Source organism: Salinarchaeum sp. IM2453 (assembly GCF_019693215.1).
Lineage (GTDB): Archaea > Halobacteriota > Halobacteria > Halobacteriales > Salinarchaeaceae > IM2453.
This window is the reverse complement of the sequence record NZ_CP081183.1, coordinates 1,339,615-1,359,741: the sequence shown is the minus strand read 5'-3', so window position 1 is coordinate 1,359,741 and position 20,127 is coordinate 1,339,615. Positions and strand designations below refer to the sequence as shown.

The window sequence follows — 20,127 nt, the reverse complement described above, 5'->3', positions numbered from 1 at the left end:
GGTTCGGTAGCTGACAACAGATTTCGTGCAGTTTCAGTAGGCTTTGTCTGAAAAAATTAAGCTATAAGCTCATCTGCGACCACGGAGGGGGCAAGGAGATCAGGATCAATTGCAAGGTCAGTTTGTGCGGTTGCAAATTCAGGTAGTGATGTGCGATCATACGCGACTACCTGGATATCAGGATTGAGGTCCTTAACGATTGGAATAGTGGTTGCTTGTTCGAGATCAGTTAGGATGTATATATCGGCATCGACAATACCAGCTTCTTCAAGGTCTGGACGTGTTGCCATGTCACTCACGGTGGTTACATCTGCTCCTTTAGCTTGTAAAGCACTCATCAGATTATCTGAATCGGGGCCAACAATGATTACCTTCGATGAAGTCATTACTCGTATTCAATAGTAGCGGGAGGTTTATGAGTGACATCATACACGACGCGAGAGACAGACTCCATCTCGCCAGTAATACGGGATTGAATACGCTGAAGGGTTTCCCAGTCAATTTGCTGTGCACGTGCTGTCATACCGTCTCGGCTTTCAACTGACCGCACGGCAACGACCCATCCATGAACGCGGTTATCTCCCTTTACACCGGTTGCTTTGCCGATGACAGCAGCCAGCGCCTGCCATGGGTCGTATTCTTCAAGCTCCTCTTCAACAACGTAATTTGCCTCTCGAGCAACGGCGAGTTTTTCTTCAGTTACCTCACCGAGGATTCGAACTGCAAGACCAGGTCCCGGGAAGGGCATGCGTTCAGATATAATCTCCTCAAGCTCAAGTTTCCGGGCAACTTCTCGGACTTCATCTTTGTATAAATCCCGCATTGGTTCAACGATTCCGTCAAAGTCGATGACATCCGGAAGTCCTCCTACATTATGATGTGACTTAATGGTGCCCTCAGACTCAATACGATCCGGATAGATCGTCCCCTGTACCAGATGTGAAGCATCAACCTCCTCAGCTACAGCCTCAAACTCACGGATAAACTGTTCACCAATGACATGACGCTTTTTCTCTGGATCAACGACGCCTTCGAGTTCGGATAAAAATCGGCCTCGGGCATCTACAATCCGTAACGAGTCCATATACGAGAACGTCTCTTCAATCTGCTCTGTTTCGCCCTTTCGCATTAAACCAGTGTCAACATAGACCGGCGTCAGCTGGTCACCGACCGCTTCGTATGCAAGGGCGGCAGCAGTTGAGGAGTCAACACCACCAGAAAGGGCGATGATAGCATTGTCGTCGCCAATTTTCGTAGAAATTTCTTCGATTTTTTCGTCAATGAACGAATCAGGATCTACCATTACGTATAATTGAGTGGACGATACCCAAATTCATGATGGTTTCACCTTCTACAAAGTAGTTGGATTGGGTATGAATAGATGAATCTATAATTGAATTTATCTCCGAGATGTTGCTGTGAACTACTCCACCCTGCTCGCGCTGACGCGCTCGCTGAGGATGGGGCTTCCTGGTTCCGCGACGCGCTTTTTCACGGATGCTCGGCTGAGGCCGCCCATCCGCGCAGGAAGCGCAGTCTCCGCAGGCGTGGATTCGGAGTGACCCACTCCTACTCAGCGGTGGTGGCATGATTCATCTCGACCGCCTTTCTTGTCGGGCTCTAAGCCGAGACGATGAGTAACTGCCATCACACTTCCAGCCTTCGCCTAGCAGTGTTGTAAATCCCCGGCACAGAATGAAACTGAACCGAAGACGGCGCTGTATCCTTCCTACTGCGCTCCTTGTCCGCTGGCGCGGACTGCGGTGCTCGTTGAGGAAGGGGCTTAGCGCCTGCAATCAGCTAAGAGTGTAACCGCAAAATTGGTACCTACTCTGGAGTGTGAACTGGCTCAGGATCTGATGAAGTGGTGTGAACCGCTTCAATAAGGCCAACGAAAGGTGGGGATGCACTTCCAGGTCGAGAGCGGAATTCAGGATGGAACTGTGTTCCAATAAAGAATGGATGTTCGGGGAGCTCAACGACTTCCATGCGATTATTTGAGACACCAGAAAATACAAGACCAGCTTCTTCAAGTCGGTCGATGTATTCTGGGTTCACCTCATACCGATGGCGATGGCGTTCAATACACTCGTCTGATTCGTACAGTTCATGAGCCAAGGTGTCTGGCTTAATTTCTGTGGAATGATCACCGAGGCGCATAGTACCACCGAGATCTTCCACATCGTACTGTTCTGGGAGAATATCAATCACAGGGTCAGGCGTTTCTTCTTCAATTTCGGTAGAATGGGCCTCAGGAAGTCCAAGTACATTACGAGCATATTCAATGACAGCCATCTGGAAGCCAAGGCAGAGACCGAGATACGGCACACCATTTTCACGAGCGTATCGGACGGCCTCAATTTTGCCCTCAGTCCCACGAGTTCCGAACCCGCCAGGGACAACAATACCATCAACATCGGCTAATTGACCATCATGGCCATCAGCAAGTGTCTCACTGTGAATCCATTTTGTATTGACTCTAGTTCCTGTTTCAAGCCCAGCATGTTTGAGTGCTTCATAAATTGATAGATATGCATCCTCTAGTTCATATTTTCCAACGAGGGCTATTTCGCATTCTTTGGCTCGCTCTTGAGTGACAGTCTGTCGCCATTCATTTTGGCGCTCATCAGGATCAAGTGCTCGGTCGGCAATGTTGAGCGACTCCATCACATACTCGTCAAGGCCTTCTTCTTCAACCATCAGCGGCACGTGGTAGATATCATCAACATCTGGGTTCGAGAATACAGCATCTATTGGAACATCACAGAAAAGTGCAATTTTTTCTCGCGTTTTGGCATCAAGACGGTCTTCACACCTTCCAACAATAACGTCGGGCTGTAATCCAATTGATCGCAGTTCTTTGACACTATGCTGTGTTGGTTTGGTTTTTTGTTCGCCGTTTTTCGAGTACGGGACAAGTGTTACATGGGTAAATAGAATATCATCATCGTCCTGTTCATGAGCAAATTGGCGAAGTGCCTCAAGATATTGCATGCCTTCAATATCACCTACCGTTCCACCGACTTCGACGATACAAACATCAGTACCGTGAGCAGCTTCACGGATTCGGCGTTTGATGTCGTCGGTTATGTGCGGAATAATCTGAACGGTTTTACCGAGATAATCACCTGCTCGCTCTGCCTCAATAACTTGTTTGTATACTTTTCCTGTAGTGATGTTGTGGTCTGAGGTCATATCCTCGTCCAAGAACCGCTCGTAGTTACCAAGGTCAAGATCAACTTCTCCACCATCTTTGAGGACAAAGACCTCTCCATGCTGGAATGGGTTCATCGTTCCAGCATCAACATTAAGATAAGGATCAATCTTGACCGCGGTGACGTCAAATCCAGCGTTTTTTAATAGTCGGCCGACACTCGCTGCAGTAATACCTTTACCGAGGCCAGACATTACACCACCAGTAACGAAGATAAACTTGTTCCCCAGAGTGGGATCGTAATCGGGGTCGGTCGGCATAGTGACAATGCGATAGCAGAGATGAAAACAATTTCGGAGCGTACCACATTCGTTACTGGATATCACAGCATGTGATGCCTGTTCTCATATCTGCCCAAAACATAATAGATTATATAATAAAGTAAAATACAACATAATTAATATCTAAATATAGACTATGCAGAGGTTCAGACCTGACTTTTCGGATTGTGAGTAAATGTCTAATACACCAATATTTCGCAATGGATTTTAAGCGTCAGTACCTATAAATCGTAGTGTCGGTCCCGAATCCGTTGCGACTTTTATTGTTATGGATTGGGAATTTACTGGCTGCTGGTGGCCTTGCTGACCGCAATCGCATGGAGCGGACAGTAACGCTGTCGTGGCCACGGATAGTGACTGGTATTGCCAGAATGTCGAAGTCTGCAGCTGATGTTGCCATGGTAGGGGTTGCAGTCGGGTCGGCAGCAATTGCAGGAGTTGGGTTTGCAACACCATTCTGGGCGTTAGTCTTTTCAATTGGTGCAGGGGTTGCTGGAGGTACAATTGGGATGGTATCCCAACGTTATGGAGCGGGGCAGTCAGAAGAGCTACGACGGGTTGTACTAGTGAGTGTGTATATTGTGCTGATAGTAACCATACCTCTCAGTGTAATATACCACTTTTACGCACCAGAGCTAATTGGGCTACTCAGTGCAGAGCCGGAAGCGCACGCACTTGGAGCAGAATATCTACAGGTCATTGCATTAGGGGTGCCATTTGCTGCACTGAATCTCGTTGGGAGTCGTGTACTGATCGGGGCAGATGATTCTTATATTCCGATGGTACTTCGAGTTGGCGGCGCAATAACAAACCTTGTGCTAAATGTAGTACTGATATTTATCATTGGACTCGGAGTCACTGGAGCAGCACTGGGAACTATTATTGGTAACGTGTTGATTACGGTTGGATTTACAGTTGGGTTTCTTCGGGGAGGATTGCCATTTGTTGGTGAGTTTCCGGTCACAATCGATCAATTCCGACCACTGCTTGACAAAGAGTTAGCACGAGATCTTGTTGAGATCAGTACTCCACTTGCATTTTCGAACATGGCTGGGACCGGAGCACAGTTTCCGATGTTATATATTGTCGGTCTCTTTGGAACTGAAATTGTCGCAGCATTTGTGATAGCACTCCGCGTTCGAGACCTTCTTAATACGCCGGGCTGGGGATTTAGTCTGGCATCAAGTAGTCTCGTAGGACAAGAGCTAGGGACAGGAGCAGAGCAACAAGCAAGAGCATACAGTCGGGAAATCATTCGATTCGCCGGGTCGGTTTACATGATCGGTGCAACGTTTGCGTTTATATTTGCAGAACCTATTGCTCGAATGTTCGTTGATGACCCAGCTACACTTCCACTCGCTGTGCCGTTTGTGCAGGTAGCTGCAGTGAGCGTGATTTTCTGGGGTATCAGTGGGGCATCGATTGGTCCTCTGCAAGCCAGCGGAGATACTCGATGGCCATTGTATGCTCAGTTGCTTGGGCGATACGGCGTTGCAATTCCTCTGGCATTACTTGGTGCTGTGACACCACTCGGATTAATTGGACTATATTTAGCGCTACTGGCAGAAACGGTTGTACCAGCGGCAGTAAACTACTATCGCGTGCAAACAGAACGATGGGTTTGCGTCAGCCGAGATTATAGACCAGAAACATCACCAAATGACTAAAAGAAACAACTAAATCAGAAAACCCGGAGAAAGAAATCAGCGATTGTGGCAGCAGCGGAGTGATGATGTCCGGTGAAAAGATGATCCGCAGGGAACCCAGTAGTCTGGACATTAGAGTTAAGTTGTTGATTTACCAACGGTTGCCAGTCAACGGTGGTATCATATTCTCCATAGCAGATTAATACCGGACATGTGATTGACTGTAGTGCGGCATTGATATTATCACCGCTAGCAAGCGAAGTTGGAGGAGCAAGTGCTGCTGCTCCGTTCAAATTGTTCTGTGCAGCAACAAGCAAAGTAAGCGCCGCACCAAAACTGTATCCAAATAATCCTACTGTCTGATAGTTATTATTAGCCCACTTTACTGCGTTTTTCGTGTCTGTCTGTTCGCCGATCCCTTGATCCCAAGAGCCGTAATCGATTCGGAGACAATCAATTCCACGATTGTTCAGTGCATCTGCGACAGATTGTAGTCGAGGATCAGAGCGCGTTCCTCCTTGTTGTGGATGCGGAGGGCAAGCAATAACGACAGCAGGCCCACCGGATCCATCCAGAGCTGCACGAACCGATCGGACACCAGGAATTGAGACGGGAGCTGTCATATTTTGCGTATTCGTTGGTGATGCTTTTTACGCTGGGACCGTATTATAACAATATGGGAATTTTGTCACGGGCCTCCTATATCATACGGTCCAAAGTCAGCTCATTGCTTGATAGAGCTGAAGATCCAACGGAAACACTCGACTACTCATACGAGCAAATGCGAGACGAGCTACAAGATGTCAAGCAGGGAATCGCCGATCTAACGACGCAAAAAAAGCGATTAGAGATGCAAAAGCAGCGACTCGAAGAAAACGTCGAAAAGCATAACGAGCAGGCTCGACGGGCGGTTGAGCAGGATCGTGAAGACCTCGCAAGAAAGGCCTTAGAGAAGAAGAAGGCGAAGATGAATCAAATAGAAGAACTTGAAACTCAAATTGCTGACCTTGAGAACACACAGGACCAATTGGTTGAGCAAAAAGAAACATTACAGCAGCGAATCGAAGAGTTTCGAACCAAAAAAGAGACAATCAAAGCACGTCACGAAGCTGCAGAGGCGAGCACAAAGGTTTCAGAAGCAGTAACAGGAGCTGGCGAAGAGTTTGAGGATGTGAACCGAGCGATTGAGCGAGCAGAAGAAAATACTGAGGAGATGGAAGCCCGATCTGCGGCACTTGATGAGTTACAGGACGAAGGTGTACTTGAAGATCAGATCTCGGACAAAAGTGATTTAGAACGCGAACTAGAGGAGGTTGCTACGGAAGATAGTATCGACTCAGAGCTTGAAACACTGAAGTCAGATGTAGAAGAAGGAGGGACATCCGAGGAACCACAGTCAGACATTGAGATGGACGATGAAATTGAACAGGAGTTAGCAGAAATTGACAACGAAGATTCTAATTAATTGAACCAGAGTAACTGGTTGTGTATTACCTTTGACATCCTCCTCCGCCTGAAGGCGGGAGGAATCCCACGGCACCGCACCGCTAGGTTGGGAGTTTCAGATTTACAGTCCAACCGAGCATCACCCCGGTAGGAATCCGGCGAGATGCTCATGTTCTGACGCGGATTGGACTGCGGGCAGTTCTAAGCTGCCGTTACGTGTATCCTCGGCCATGTTTGGAGCGTTGTTTTCGCCGGAGAGACGCCAGCAGGCGTCAGCAGAGTCCATGTTAGCGGAAGTACTGCAAGCGCAGTCACCACGGCGTGGATGGTTCAAGCATCCAGTGTTAATGACCGCGTTCCAGATATTGTCTGATTGCTGTGGGCGGACAGGATGTCGTCTGATAGACGAGTCTCTCGTGATCACGAAAATCTCCGATTTTCGAACGACCCCTGTAGGACGGGACGGAGTCCGCTCCGTTCTGACTGATTCCTATCTGGTGACAGATTGACCTGTCATTTAAACGTTACATTGGGGAAATCAGTAATGGTGTAGTCGGTGGACTGTTTCATGGAGTGACGGCGCGTATCCACACCGTAAACGACGTGGTATTGCGCCTGTTCCACCTATAATATGCATTAAGTCACTAAACCGGCGGGTTCTTGGCTGATGACCCGGAGATATTAGTATGGACAAGAATCTAATTGACACACAATCGTTATCTTCGGAGCGAAAGTCATTGCTGCCGGGTGAAGGATTTTTTATTTTGGACGAAGTTCGGCAGCAGCAACAGGAGGCCGAAATTGAAAGAGCAATATCTGATGCGAAAACAATTGTTATTGCTGATCCGGATGCTGATGGGCTTGCATCAGTCGCACTAATCCGTGCAGCAGCCGATGGGGCAGCACTTGTGCCGGTAGGACCACATGAGATATCTGATGGCCTTGAATATGTAGCCGAGTACGGATCAGAGGCAGAAGAACTATTCATTTGTGATCTATGTCCGGATAAGCTTGCATATGTAACACCGCTGGAAGAAATTGGCAGGAGTATTGATAATGTAATGTGGTTTGACCATCATCAGTGGGAATCAGAAGTTGAAACTGGAGTACGCGAGTATGGTGTTGAACTTGTAGTTGGTGAATCAGATCGGGAGTGTACAGCAGATGTAGCGCTACGATCGCTTGAATATGAATTTCCAGACCATCTCGTCGAACTTGCAGAAGTGACGCGCGATCATGATTTGTGGATAAAAGAGGACCCGCGGAGTGACGATTTAGCTGACTATGCAAGGTGGGTTGGTGATGAGCAAGAGTACATTAAAACAGTTCAAGAGCACGGGGCAGACCTGCCAGAAGAGGTACAGGTGCTGCTTAACGAACGGCGGGTCGAAAAAGAGGATTTAATCGAACGAGCAGTCCGACGGGCTGAGTACCATGACATTGGGCCTTGGACAGTTGGATTTACGTACGGTCGATGCTCACAGAATGAGGTTGCTGAGGCGATGCGATCAGAGGGTGCTGACGCATCAACAATTATCAAGCCATCAGGAGCAATCTCACTGCGTGGCACAGACGAGTTTGAGCGTTGTCACGAGGTTGCTGGGCTACTGAATGGAGGAGGTCACCCGAAGGCAGCCGGGTGCAAGCCAGATATTTATGATGATATGCTTGATTACGCTCAACACTGGACTACACAGGGGGCAGCAGCAAAACATCAAGTAATTTCCGCATTTAGGGAGATTGCTGCACAAGAAAGATCAGAGTAGTATTTGACCGATTACAGGGTCCATTTGTCGGAATAGCGAGCCCCGCAGTCACATTGGGCGTACGCATGGATGACATCACCTTCGGCGTATATTCCGCCAACAGCTTCGTTTTGCTCTTCGGCAAAGGCAAGGAGGAGTTGAATAGTATTTTTCCCGCATTCGGGACACACCCCGCCGGTTAGATCATTGGCAATTTCGCCTTCAGTATCCATAGCAGATTTCGCAAACCCGAGGGCGTCCATTCCTGTTGCAGATTTGAATATCTTCCGTCCAGTTTCGCCGTCGAGGACAAGGACAGTTCCTTGATCGGTAACGTGCCCGTGGTCAGATAGAGCATCAGGATCATCAACTAACTGGTCTGCAATATACACTGCAATGTCACCAGGACGATCGCCTGTGAGAAATGCTTCGCGTTTATTAGTGCTCATAAGTGGCATTATACGAGCAAAGGAAAAAGCATCGTGGATACGGGGACAATGAAGCTCAAGTGATCAGATGTTGTCTGAAAATTGTTCTGCAATAGACTGGAGACTACTGTCCGGAGGATCAGGATCGGTGTAGACGACTTGTTCTCCAGGTGGTCTGAGGCCATACTTGTATTCAGGTTCGATAATATCAACGTGTACTGATCGTCCAGCGGTTAGTCCTTCATCGGTAAGCCACGATGAAAGATGATCATCTCCTTCCGCTGGGTCACGAGCGACGTCTGGAGTCTGATATACACCAAGAAGACGAAGACCATCTGCAAAGGAATCGAATCGTCCGTGATACAAATTGCCAGACATTGAGATCTGGAAGACTTCTCCAGCGGGAATCGATACATCAGACGGAAGTTCAATAGCTATCTTCCGTCGAGTTCCATGTGAGACAACAGTCGCTCGAACAGAATCAATCGTATCGTGGTCGGACGATATACGGGTCATACAGTCACTAGTATCCTCAAGAATTTGAATATTCCACACTGAAAAATGGAGGTATGTATTAATCATCAAATCTGCAATAAATCATAAATACTAAGACCTCGTTAACCAATTCTATTACTATGGTTGACGGGATAATTGCTGAGCCAGGAAATGAAACGGTACAGCAACGACACGTCAAGAGGTGCAAAGACCACAGAGTTAGATACGAACAACATACAAACGTTGACAACTTAGCACAATGACTGATATCAACTTTGCTGTGCTTGGAACTGGAGGAATCGGACGTCGAGCTCTTGAGATCAGTCAGTATAAGGATGGAGTTACGCCCGTTGCAGCCTGTGACCGTAACGGAATTGCTGTTGACTACGAGGGACTTGATGTCAAGGAGTTACTTGACGCAACCGAGGGGAACATAGCAGGTGACGGGAGTGGAGAGAGCGAGGAATTGGGCAAAGCAGCAAATAATGGTGGAAGCAAGATTGGGATGAAAACTGGAGTCAAACAAACGGGTGAAAGTGCTGGCATAGTCGCATCAGCTCAGGGCAAGTCAACTGAAACGCCGATCGACGATATTATTGTAAATTCAGACATGTTTGATGCTGTTCTTATTGCTCTACCTAATCTTGAACATGATTTTATTCCGCGGATTTCTGATCGGTTTGCTGAAGCGGAGTATTCAGGAGTCCTTGTAGATGTGCTCAAACGTTCTCGTGTTATTGAGATGCTCGATGAGCGTGAAAATGCTTTCAAAAAAGCTGGTATTACGTTTATTTGTGGGGCTGGAGCAACGCCTGGATTTCTGACTGGAGCAGCTGCCATAGCTGCACAATCATTTGTCAAAGTAGAAGAAGTCGAGATTTGGTGGGGTGTCGGTCTCAAGTCCGGTTATACAGACAATCGAGGAACTGTTCGCGAGGATATTGCTCATCTCGATGGATACGATATCAAGACTGCCCGTGGACTTTCCACGGAAGAGATTGAAGAGATTATTGATGAACACGATGGTGTTCTGGAGTTTCATGACATGGAACACGCCGACGATATTTTGTTAGAACGGTCAGGCATCTGCGATGCTGATAATGTTTCCGTTGGGGGAGTACTTGATGTGCGCTCTGATGAAAAACCAACAACGACGACAGTCAGAGTAACAGGAACTACCTTCGATGGGAAGAAGGCTACAAACATGTTCCAGCTCGATGATAATACATCTATGGCAGCCAACGTAAACGGGCCTGCACTGGGATATATGAAAGCTGGTGTTATGCGCAATCGTGTCGGGGATTATGGTGTCTATGGACCAGCAGATCTAATGCCTAGGTTCTAGTTCGGTTATTCAACGATTCGGACAATAGGCGATTTTAATCAGGTCAAGAATATGACTACAGGAAACTTCGATTTAGAGCATAGGCTTAACGAACATAGATCAGCAAACCTCATGCGAAATCTTGAGCCAGCAGAGTCGATTGGGGCAAGGTCTCGGTTTCTAACAAGACGTACCGATGAAGGTGCTAAGTTTGGATCTGAAGAGAAAATATTTGCATCAAATAACTATCTCGGATTGATCAGTGACAAGCGAGTTCGGCAAGCTGCTGAGGAAGCAATCCGTAATGTAGGATCAGGAACTGGGGCAAGTAGGTTGCTGACGGGCGACACTGATCTTCACCACACCTTAGAGCAGGAGATTGCTGAGTGCAAAGAAACTGAAAAAGTATTGGTTTTCTCCTCGGGGTATGCCGCTAATGTAGGTACTATTGCTGCACTTGAACCCGATTTAGTTTTTTCAGATGAATTGAATCATGCCAGTATCATCGACGGATGTCGTCTCGCTGACGCAGAAACAGTTGTCTATGATCACTGTAACACCGGCGATTTAGCTACAAAAATGTCTGACGCCACCACGAATCGAGAACCAAATGAGCGTTGGCTTGTCATAACGGATACAGTGTTTAGCATGGATGGAGATATAGCCCCATTGAAACAACTCTGCGATGTTGCGGAGAGATATAATGCGTGGATTATGGCAGATGAGGCGCATGCTACCGGACTGTTCGGCAATGGAGGTGGGATCATCCAACGCGAAGGGCTTGAAGACCGTATCGACGTTCAAGTGGGTACTCTTTCAAAAGCACTAGCGAGCCAGGGAGGATATGTCGCTGGCAATAAAACCTTGATCAAATATCTAATAAATAACGCGAGATCATTTATGTTCTCTACTGGACTTGCCCCACCTGCTGTGGGTGCTGCGTATAAGGCGTTGAAAATTGCGCGTAACGGTAATCGTACAGAGCAACTTTGGGAGAATGTTGAGCACCTTCGAAGTGGACTTACATCAGCAGGATACGAAGTGCTAGGGAACTCACATATACTTCCAGTAATGATCGGTGATCGAAAGAAGGCCTTAGAGATAGGAAGGAAGGTCAGAAAACAAGGAATCGTTGCTCCTCCAATTCGTCCCCCAACCGTACCTGAAGGGACTAGTAGGATTCGTATTACACCAATGGCAACACATGATAAGTCGGATATTGAAACATGCATCAAAGCATTTCGAAAGGCGGGAGAAGATACGGAGGTTATTTCTGCATGAGAAAATCCGATACAATTAGTGGTGTATTTGTCGCTGGTACGGGTACCAGCGTCGGTAAAACGTTTGTTACTGCAGGATTAACGGGCTGGCTGCGTGAAGTCTATATTGATGCTCACGCTATCAAGCCCGCCCAGACAGGGGCCCCACAAGATGATGATGCTGGGAGGGTAGCTGAAGTTTGTGAGAGCATAAAAGCATCCAGTTGCCTTCATCAATTCGAACCAGCACTTGCTCCCCGTGTTGCGGCTACAAAAGAAGGCAGGGATATTTGCTATGAAGCAGTGTTAGAAGATACCAGATCAATAGCAGCAGAACATGAATTTGCTATTATCGAAGGAATCGGGGGTCTTCGGGTTCCAATTACCGAGGATTACGAAGTCATTGATCTTATAGCGGATCTTAAACTGCCAGTAATAGTCGTTGCCCGGTCAGGATTAGGAACGTTAAATCATACTAGCCTAACTGTCGAAGCATTAGAAGACCGGAACTTGTCTGTTGAAGGGATTATTCTCAATGAATTCGAGGGGCAGACTGCGGCCGAACAAACAAATCCTGATGAACTAGAGCGGATGACCGGGCATAAAGTCGCATGTTTACCTCCACTTGAAACAAAAAGCCCGAAAGATGTTGTTAGGCATATTCGAGAGAATATGCCGACATCAATGCTACCTAGATCAATTATTGAGCGGATCAATTAATCGCTTTCAAACAGCGTAGAGGCAGGTTATCTGACATAGCAACATAGATAAAATATAATACAACTGGTAGGTAGTAGTTAAGTTCGTATTACTGAAAATGTAAATCGTGGGAAGTCGAAACGACCGCTGCGATATTTTCTTCTACTAGTTCAGAATATAAACGTATGAATACAGAATCTTATTTACGTCCAGCAGTATTTAGCACTCAGACCATCCGCAACTCTCACACGTCTTACAGCCCTCTGAGTAGTACAGGGACATAGAGCCACATTCTGGACATTCTGGGCTTTCGCCAGAATCAATTAGATCTTGAGAGGCGTTTTCCTGAGTAACTGCGCCGCCATCTGTTTCCTGCGACAGTTCTTTGTTTCTGTCCCGGTTGTCATTATCTTCGATTTCAGTCAAATTTTTTTGCTGTGGGTATCCTTTGTCGATTTCACCGTCAAGATAACGGCGCATCGCAGTACCAATTGCATCTGGGATCGACTGAATCTGTTCACCCTTATCCCAAGCAACCTTTGGTGAGCGAATACCCTGAAGTTCGTCAGCAATTTCCTGTGGATCTACACCGGATCGGAGTGCGGTTGAGATGGTCTTTGCAAGTGACTCAGTGAAAGACGCAGTAAACCCACCAGAGTTACCAATGTTTGCGAATAGTTCAAATGGACGACCGTCTTCATCTTCGTTGATGTTCACATACAGCTTGCCGTACCCGGTATCAATTCGCTGTGTAATACCGTGGAGGACGTCCGGTCGTGGACGTTTCTCTGCGTAGACATCAGCATCACTGTCAGGCTGTTCACCATCGGCAACAGCAAGTAAGTTCTCAACTTGGCGGTCAATCTCAGCTTTGACATCGTCATGTTCAAGGAAGGTATCGATATCTCCGAAGATATCTTGAATTTGCTCAACGATAGCCTCAGCGGCTTCTGCATCGTCGGCAAATTCGGTGTTCTGGGCTCGAGTTGTCAGAACCTGCTTTGATCGGGTTCCATCACGGTAGTATGTGACGCCTTTACCACCGTGCTCGTAGATGAACTCAAACACTTCTTTGGCATCTTCGACCGTGGAATCGTTTGGTGCATTGACCGTTTTTGAGATTGCCGCATCAACACCATCCTGCAGGGCACACTGGATTGCAGCATGTTCTTTTGGAGAGAGATCGTTAGTTGTAACGAAGAGTTCACCGATTGCATCTGGAACCGTTGAGAGGCCCTCAACACCATCAAATTCATTATTGGCCATCTGCTGTTGGGCTTCTTCCTTGACGGCCTCAACATCGATGTTGTTTGCCTCAAGCGTTCGCAGGAAGTAGTCATCGAATTCAACTAGCATTTCGTCGCCTTGGACATCGTCAGAGACGTTCTTATAGTATGCAACGTTGAAAATCGGCTCACATCCACCGGTCGTGTTACCAACCATACTGGTTGTTCCGGTCGGGGCAATTGTCGTCGTATTGTGGTTTCTGATTGGGAAGCCGTCTTCCCAGTTATCTGCGTCAAGACCAGTAAAGTGTTCAAACCACTCTGCGTATTCAGTTGGGTTTGCATACTTTGAATCATCCCACTCGGCAAAGACACCACGTTCTTTAGCTAACTCATGGGAGACCCACTTTGATTGGTGATTGATATGTGCCATTAACTGGCGAGCAACTTCATTTGAAGCCTCACTGCCGTATTTCATGCCCAACTGCACATAGAGTTGAGCGAGACCCATGATTCCAAGACCAATTTTTCGCATGCGACCGACTGTGTCCTCGATTTTGTCGATTGGGAAGTCGGACATAGTCACAACATTTTCGAGGAATCGGGTTCCCATCTCGATTCGGCGGTTAAATTCATCCCAGTCAATTGATTCTTTGAGGAATGCACTGAGAGCATCCTCTTGAGTTGCATAGTCGGCAGCGTTCTGATCTGCCCAAACACGCCAATCAGGCGCATCTTTTGCTGCAAGAGTAGAGAAATTAATATGGCCAAGATTACAGGCCTCATATTCCTCAAGCGGTTGTTCACCGCATGGATTTGTCGCTAATATTTCATGCTCTGGATGTTCTTCAACATCAAACGAGTGTCGCTCGTTGACTCGGTCAAGGTAAACAATGCCAGGTTCGCCGTTTTCATGTGCACCTTCGATGATGTGCTCCCAAATTTCTTCGGCTGGGATAGAAAGCTCTTCACCGACTTCAACGTACTCATCAAGGCCAAACATTTCGTAAACTTCCTTTGTTTCTGGAGTTACAATGTGTGGCTCGTCAGTTCGGGGGTTTACAAAGGTGAATTCCGCATCATTCTGGAGTGCCTCCATAAACTCACTGGTGACACCAACGGAGATATTGAAATTCGAGAGATGTCCTTCAACAGCATTCCGAAGATGTTCTGGAACACGCCCCTCCTCGTCAATTAGCTCACGGGCTTCCTCAAGGGCATCAGCAAAGCTATTATGTGTAAAGTCATCTGGATCATTGAGACGAAGCGTACGAGCAAGCGAGACATCCTTGTTCTTGGCATGAATGAACTGGATAACATCAGGATGAGCAATGCTCATTACAGCCATTTGAGCTCCACGGCGTGCACCACCCTGCGCGATTGTTTCACACATCTGATCATATGTGCGCATGAAAGTGATTGGACCAGAAGCAATTCCACCTGTACTTCCGACGGGATCACCATATGGGCGTAGATCCGAGAAAGAGTAGCCCATTCCACCGCCAGATTGGAACACTTTCGCGGCCTCAGTTGCTGTTTCGTGGATGTTAGTAATGTCGTCGCCAGGAGAGTTCACGAAACAAGCGGAGAGTTGTTGAAGCTCGTCGCCGGCGTTCATTAGCGTCGGCGAGTTAGGCATGAAAGAGAGGTTCTCCATGAGTTCCTGAAACTCCTCGGCTGTCTCCTCGACATGTGTGCGGAGGTCATCAGGAAGATCAGGGACAACGGTATCATAGGCAAACTTATTAATATTTGATTCAGTGAGAACAACCTCATCATCAAGGAGATATTCTTGAGCTGCATCAAGATCATCTGGAACCTGATCGATACTGTCAGCTTTTCGGTTGTCGTATCCGAAGACCTCAGCAGCAAGTTCTCCACGTCGGGGATGACCTGGTTTTAATTGATCAGGCGTTGCTGTAACCTCGGTGTCCTGCTTTTCGGACTCGAAGACAACTTCTGCAAGAGCAATATTCTTTCCAACACGCTCAAAAAGGTCTTCTTGCTCTTCAATGAGATTGCCATCGGCGTCCTTTCGAAGGTAACGGGCCGGAAGGATATTATGATAAGCGTTTGCAGTCAAGCGTTCTTCGATTGTGTCACCTTCAGTGCGCTTGATTGGCAGTGTTAGTTCGTCTGCAGAGAGATCGCTCTTACTCATAACGAATCCCCTCCTTAGACGATTGATACGTTCCATCGAAATATTGTACTAATCCTGTCATGATTATAGGTAGTTTAGTGAATGTCCGATACAGTTCGGATACTCATAAACGATGCGTTACGGGTTTTAGTTGGGGACCATTCCCGTGGTACAACGCAACCCCCCCAGAGGTTAGCGGAGACCATCGGGATGGTGTGTCCACTTCTTGAGTATGGATGTGGGAGACATTAAACCAACTAAACCAGAGTGAAAGTGGAATGTTCTCAAATTAGTTCAATAAAGTTCTCAATGAGGTCATGCCCAACACCAGTAAGCACACTCTCGGGGTGAAACTGAACGCACTCGATTGGGTAATCACAATGTCGGATGCCCATTACTAACTCAGTTCCGTCATGTTCGGTTGTTGCCGTTATCTCAAAGCAGTCTGGAATATCAGTTGCGATTAACGAATGGTACCGGCCAGCCTGAAACCCTTGTTCGATGTCACGATAAATTCCTTTACCGTCGTGGTTGACTGTGTAAGCTTTTCCATGGACCGGCTCAGGGGCTCGACCAACGTTACCCCCATATGCATACACAGCCGCTTCTAACCCAAGACAGACGCCTAATGTGGGAACCGTGTGGCTGATATTAGTAAGAACATCCAGAGTTACGCCGACATCCCGTTTGTTTTTTGGGTGTCCTGGACCAGGAGAAATGATGATCGCATCCGGATCAACTGCCTGAACCTCAGCAATTGACGCAGTGTTTCGTAGTACTGCTGTATTAACATGCTGGCTGACGTATTCAACAAGATTGTACGTAAATGAGTCAAAGTTATCGATAAATAGAACTGTAGGCTCAGGTTTCTCTGGGTTTGCAGAATCGACAGTATGCGCTGATGTCATTGAATCACCTCTTCAGTAGAATGTTCAATCTTTTCAATAGCAGCAAGGACACCATCCATTTTCTTTTCTGTCTCATCGTATTCAGCTTCTGGATCACTATCGGCAACTATACCGGCCCCAGCACGGACAGCGACTCGCTGTTTATCACCGAGATCATCAATTGCTGCCGTCCGAATGACAATAGCAGAGTCAGCGTCACCAGTCCAAGAGAAGTACCCGACTCCACCGCCATATACGCCACGTGGAGTCTCTTCTAAGTCACTGATTATCTCCATTGCGCGGATTTTTGGGGCACCAGAAAGAGTCCCAGCTGGGAACGTAGCACGCATTGCATCAAAAGCATCGCAGTCAGAGCGGAGGGTGCCTGTAACTGTTGACTCAATATGCTGCACGTGGCTATATTTTAACACACTCATGAACTCCTCTACACGAACAGACCCAGGTTCGGCAACTCGTCGAACATCGTTTCGTGCTAGGTCAACGAGCATTGTGTGTTCTGCTCGTTCCTTCCCATCTGCGAGCATTTCACCGGCAAGGCGGCGATCTTCAACTGGACTCGATCCTCGTGGACATGTGCCGGCAATTGGGTTCACCATCACCTCCTCATTTCGGACCGAGACCAAGGTTTCAGGGCTTGCTCCAACGATTTGGCGATCCTCGTAATTTAGAAGGTACATATACGGAGAAGGGTTAATATCGCGGAGTGCGAGATACAGACCAAGTGGATCTATCTCGCCATATAATTCTCTGGTTCTGGAAATAACGCCCTGATATATATCACCACTAAGAATGTGTTCCTTTGTTTCTTCAACCGCCTGTTCGTACTGGTCTTTTGATCCTGCTGACTCCCCCGTGCGATAAAATCCGTTAGGATCAGGAGAAGCTGCGTCAGACAATAGCTGATTAACTCGTTGGGCCTCGTTAAGGAGTTGGTCATAAATCTCGGCCGGGTCGTCTTCAGGTCGAAGTACGGGGGTAAAGACCAGTTCAACGGTATCGTTGAGCTCGTCGAAAGCCAATGTCTTTGTCATCAGAAGATATTGGGCATCAGGAACTGGTGATTCAGGCCGATCGATACCGACTTCATCTAAATGAAGATTATACACAGCGTCGTATGCCAGAAACCCGACGAGTCCACCGTCGAGTCGCTGTCGATCAGCACCGTTAAATCCGACCAATTCAGCATCCGGCAACGCTGAGCGAAGTGTATCAACCACATCTCCTCCATTGGTTGATACAAGCGATTGGTACCGATCATCGCCCGTGATTTGGACATCGGCCGCATCCTCAGTAACAGAGATGGTAGCCACCGGATCATATCCCACAAAGGAATATCTAGCGTGTCGATCCGTAGCTTCGGATGAGGGACGAAATGCTCCATCAGGATCACTGGATGCAGTTTTCTCAGCACTTTCAAGGATATATGCGTGATCGCATTGATCCGCATCAACAGTCCGGCCGGTCAAAGCCGCGTATGCGGCAATCGGCGTAACGTCAGGATCGATCTGAGTAGTAACACGAATGACCGTGGCTGAGTCATCAGCAACACGCTCACAAAATTCTGATCGATTCATTGACAGGATAGTCATACGGGAACCCTCCGTTGATAGGCAGCTGAGATGAAATCTGTAACGTTCTGCTTGTCTTTAATACCTCCACGAGACTCGACACCACTTGCAACATCAACACCGTATGGCTGCGCTGTTTGAATAGCGTCTGCTACATTTTCTGGAGTTAATCCCCCAGCAAGGATAACAGGGGTCAAAATATCCTGGATGATCTCCCGGGTTTGAGACCAGTCATGGGTTCGTCCGGTGCCACCACCACCAGAGTCACTAGTCGAATCAACCAGTACCAGATCAGAAACAGGAGCGACAGACTTGATCATATCCACATCCTCAGCATCAACAGCAACCATAATCGATGAATCAACACTGTCAGACAGTTTAGCAATATCGGAAGGGGACAGGCTCGTATGGATCTGGAGGATATCTGGATCAGTTTGATCTGCGATGTTTTGTGCTTGTTCGACTGACTCAGGCATTGTAACACAAACGCTCGTTACCATTGGTGGGACACACTCAATCAACTGTGTCGCTTGATCTATTGAGACTTCGCGAGGAGTGTCGACAGGAACATCAGTAATGATACCGATTGCATCAGCACCGGCATGGGCGCTGGTATAGATATCCTGAGAACGGGTGTGGCCACATATTTTCACACGAGGGACTTGTGAGTCGGTCATACTGCCTCCCGGAGTGCATTGAGTTTCATTTCAGCTGCTCCTGAGTCGATTGCGGTTGCCGCTTCTTTAACACCATCTTCAAGGCTTTCAACGGCATCAGCAACATAGAGAGCAGCTCCGGCGTTCGCTAAGATAATATCACGCTTTGCACCGCGGATATCGCCGGTAACAATTCCTTCTAAATCTGCCGCATTTTCTTCTGGAGACCCGCCAGCAATATCCTCAATGGAGTGCTGTGCAAGACCTAAGTCAGCCGGTGTAATTGTATACTCTGAAATATCTTCACCAGAGACTTCAGCGACAGTTGTATGATCATGAACAGCAATTTCATCAAGGCCAGATCCATGGACAACTAATGCCCGTTCAACATCCATTCGGGCGAGTGCTCGGGCGATCAATGGGACCAGTTCTGCATCGTATACCCCAACAATTTGTGCATCAGCCCCAGCAGGATTGGTAAGAGGACCTAGGATATTAAATATAGTACGCATTCCAAGCTCTTTGCGGGGACCAATGACAGCTTTCATTGCCGGATGAAATACCGGGGCAAGCATGAATCCGATTCCATTAGACTCAATTGATTTTTGAACCGCTGGTGGTTCAGCATCAACGGTAACTCCTACCTCCTCAAGTACGTCTGCGCTCCCAGAGGAGGAGGAAACAGAGTAATTTCCGTGTTTAGCAACTGGCACACCAGCCGCCGATGCAACAATCGCACTTGTTGTTGATACGTTAATTGTATCATAATCGTCCCCACCTGTTCCGCATGTATCAACGAGGATATTTTGATTAGGAGCGATTGTGCGGGCCGCTTCGCGCATACCCTCTGCAAATCCTGCAATTTCAGCTTCAGTTTCACCTTTAGCGCGGAGAGCAGACAGCAGAGCACCAATCTGTGCATCAGTGGCCTCTTCAAAAATATTTGCAACCACTTGCCTGGCTTGTTCCTGTGATAAGTCGTTACCTTCAGTTACGTGTTTAATATAATCCTGCATGTTAGGACACCAGTGTACTATCTCGTGTTATAATGTACAAATCTGCACATAGTAATAAACATATCGGAGAAACACA

The 20,127-nt window shown here is 47.4% G+C and carries 17 protein-coding genes; 6 read left to right on the top strand and 11 right to left on the bottom strand.

What is annotated here, in order from left to right; genetic code table 11:
• Positions 1-56: 56 nt before the first annotated feature.
• The 3 genes from K0C01_RS06350 to pyrG form a co-directional block, all read right to left on the bottom strand.
• Positions 57-386 carry a DUF7126 family protein gene (locus K0C01_RS06350; protein WP_221168892.1) on the bottom strand — a complete coding sequence of 110 codons (330 nt, stop codon included), beginning with the start codon at positions 384-386 and terminating at the stop codon, positions 57-59.
• The gene (guaA, locus tag K0C01_RS06345; protein ID WP_221168891.1) at positions 386-1,303 is read right to left on the bottom strand and encodes a glutamine-hydrolyzing GMP synthase; all 918 of its coding nucleotides are present in this window, start codon (positions 1,301-1,303) and stop codon (positions 386-388) included. The genes K0C01_RS06350 and guaA overlap by 1 nt, the downstream gene beginning before the upstream one ends.
• A gap of 524 nt (positions 1,304-1,827) precedes the next feature.
• A complete protein-coding gene (pyrG, locus tag K0C01_RS06340; protein WP_221168890.1) occupies positions 1,828-3,474 on the bottom strand; it encodes a glutamine hydrolyzing CTP synthase in 1,647 nt (548 codons plus the stop codon).
• 248 nt (positions 3,475-3,722) lie between these two features.
• On the opposite strand from pyrG, the gene K0C01_RS06335 reads away from it, so the two are divergent.
• A complete protein-coding gene (locus tag K0C01_RS06335; RefSeq protein WP_255568437.1) occupies positions 3,723-5,162 on the top strand; it encodes an MATE family efflux transporter in 1,440 nt (479 codons plus the stop codon).
• Between the two features lie 14 nt (positions 5,163-5,176).
• Here K0C01_RS06335 and K0C01_RS06330 read toward each other — a convergent pair whose 3' ends face one another.
• Positions 5,177-5,764: an alpha/beta hydrolase gene (locus K0C01_RS06330; protein ID WP_221168889.1), complete on the bottom strand. Its 588-nt coding sequence runs from the start codon at positions 5,762-5,764 to the stop codon at positions 5,177-5,179.
• A gap of 53 nt (positions 5,765-5,817) precedes the next feature.
• Here K0C01_RS06330 and K0C01_RS06325 point away from each other — a divergent pair, with 53 nt between their 5' ends.
• The gene (locus K0C01_RS06325; RefSeq protein ID WP_221168888.1) at positions 5,818-6,606 is read left to right on the top strand and encodes a PspA/IM30 family protein; all 789 of its coding nucleotides are present in this window, start codon (positions 5,818-5,820) and stop codon (positions 6,604-6,606) included.
• A 667-nt stretch (positions 6,607-7,273) separates the two neighbouring features.
• Positions 7,274-8,353, top strand: a complete 1,080-nt coding sequence (locus tag K0C01_RS06320; protein ID WP_221168887.1) for a DHH family phosphoesterase — start codon at positions 7,274-7,276, stop codon at positions 8,351-8,353.
• An 11-nt stretch (positions 8,354-8,364) separates the two neighbouring features.
• Here the strand turns inward: K0C01_RS06320 and K0C01_RS06315 are convergent, their stop codons facing one another.
• The gene (locus tag K0C01_RS06315; protein WP_221168886.1) at positions 8,365-8,781 is read right to left on the bottom strand and encodes a DUF5807 family protein; all 417 of its coding nucleotides are present in this window, start codon (positions 8,779-8,781) and stop codon (positions 8,365-8,367) included.
• A gap of 63 nt (positions 8,782-8,844) precedes the next feature.
• Positions 8,845-9,276 (bottom strand): DUF7112 family protein, encoded by a 432-nt coding sequence (locus K0C01_RS06310; protein ID WP_221168885.1) that lies wholly within the window; start codon positions 9,274-9,276, stop codon positions 8,845-8,847.
• A gap of 238 nt (positions 9,277-9,514) precedes the next feature.
• On the opposite strand from K0C01_RS06310, the gene K0C01_RS06305 reads away from it, so the two are divergent.
• From K0C01_RS06305 to bioD, 3 genes are read left to right on the top strand one after another with little or no spacing between them, the layout of a single operon-like run.
• Positions 9,515-10,600, top strand: a complete 1,086-nt coding sequence (locus K0C01_RS06305) for a (S)-8-amino-7-oxononanoate synthase BioU (RefSeq protein WP_221168884.1) — start codon at positions 9,515-9,517, stop codon at positions 10,598-10,600.
• Between the two features lie 51 nt (positions 10,601-10,651).
• Positions 10,652-11,860, top strand: a complete 1,209-nt coding sequence (locus K0C01_RS06300) for an aminotransferase class I/II-fold pyridoxal phosphate-dependent enzyme (RefSeq protein WP_221168883.1) — start codon at positions 10,652-10,654, stop codon at positions 11,858-11,860.
• On the top strand, positions 11,857-12,558 hold the full coding sequence (gene bioD, locus K0C01_RS06295; protein WP_221168882.1) for a dethiobiotin synthase: 702 nt from the start codon (positions 11,857-11,859) through the stop codon (positions 12,556-12,558). The genes K0C01_RS06300 and bioD overlap by 4 nt, the downstream gene beginning before the upstream one ends.
• Positions 12,559-12,756: 198 nt before the next feature.
• On the opposite strand, the gene K0C01_RS06290 is transcribed toward bioD, so the two are convergent.
• From K0C01_RS06290 to trpD, 5 genes are all read right to left on the bottom strand, one after another.
• Positions 12,757-15,924, bottom strand: coding sequence for an adenosylcobalamin-dependent ribonucleoside-diphosphate reductase (locus tag K0C01_RS06290; protein ID WP_221168881.1), 3,168 nt, complete (start codon positions 15,922-15,924; stop codon positions 12,757-12,759).
• 263 nt (positions 15,925-16,187) lie between these two features.
• The gene (gene trpG, locus K0C01_RS06285; RefSeq protein WP_221168880.1) at positions 16,188-16,811 is read right to left on the bottom strand and encodes an anthranilate synthase component II; all 624 of its coding nucleotides are present in this window, start codon (positions 16,809-16,811) and stop codon (positions 16,188-16,190) included.
• The gene (gene trpE / locus K0C01_RS06280) at positions 16,808-18,400 is read right to left on the bottom strand and encodes an anthranilate synthase component I (protein WP_221168879.1); all 1,593 of its coding nucleotides are present in this window, start codon (positions 18,398-18,400) and stop codon (positions 16,808-16,810) included. The genes trpG and trpE overlap by 4 nt, the downstream gene beginning before the upstream one ends.
• Complete coding sequence (locus K0C01_RS06275) at positions 18,397-19,056, bottom strand: phosphoribosylanthranilate isomerase (RefSeq protein WP_221168878.1); 660 nt, start codon at positions 19,054-19,056, stop codon at positions 18,397-18,399. Before K0C01_RS06275 ends, trpE begins: the two co-directional genes overlap by 4 nt.
• Positions 19,053-20,051: an anthranilate phosphoribosyltransferase gene (trpD, locus tag K0C01_RS06270; protein ID WP_221168877.1), complete on the bottom strand. Its 999-nt coding sequence runs from the start codon at positions 20,049-20,051 to the stop codon at positions 19,053-19,055. The genes K0C01_RS06275 and trpD overlap by 4 nt, the downstream gene beginning before the upstream one ends.
• Positions 20,052-20,127: the final 76 nt, after the last annotated feature.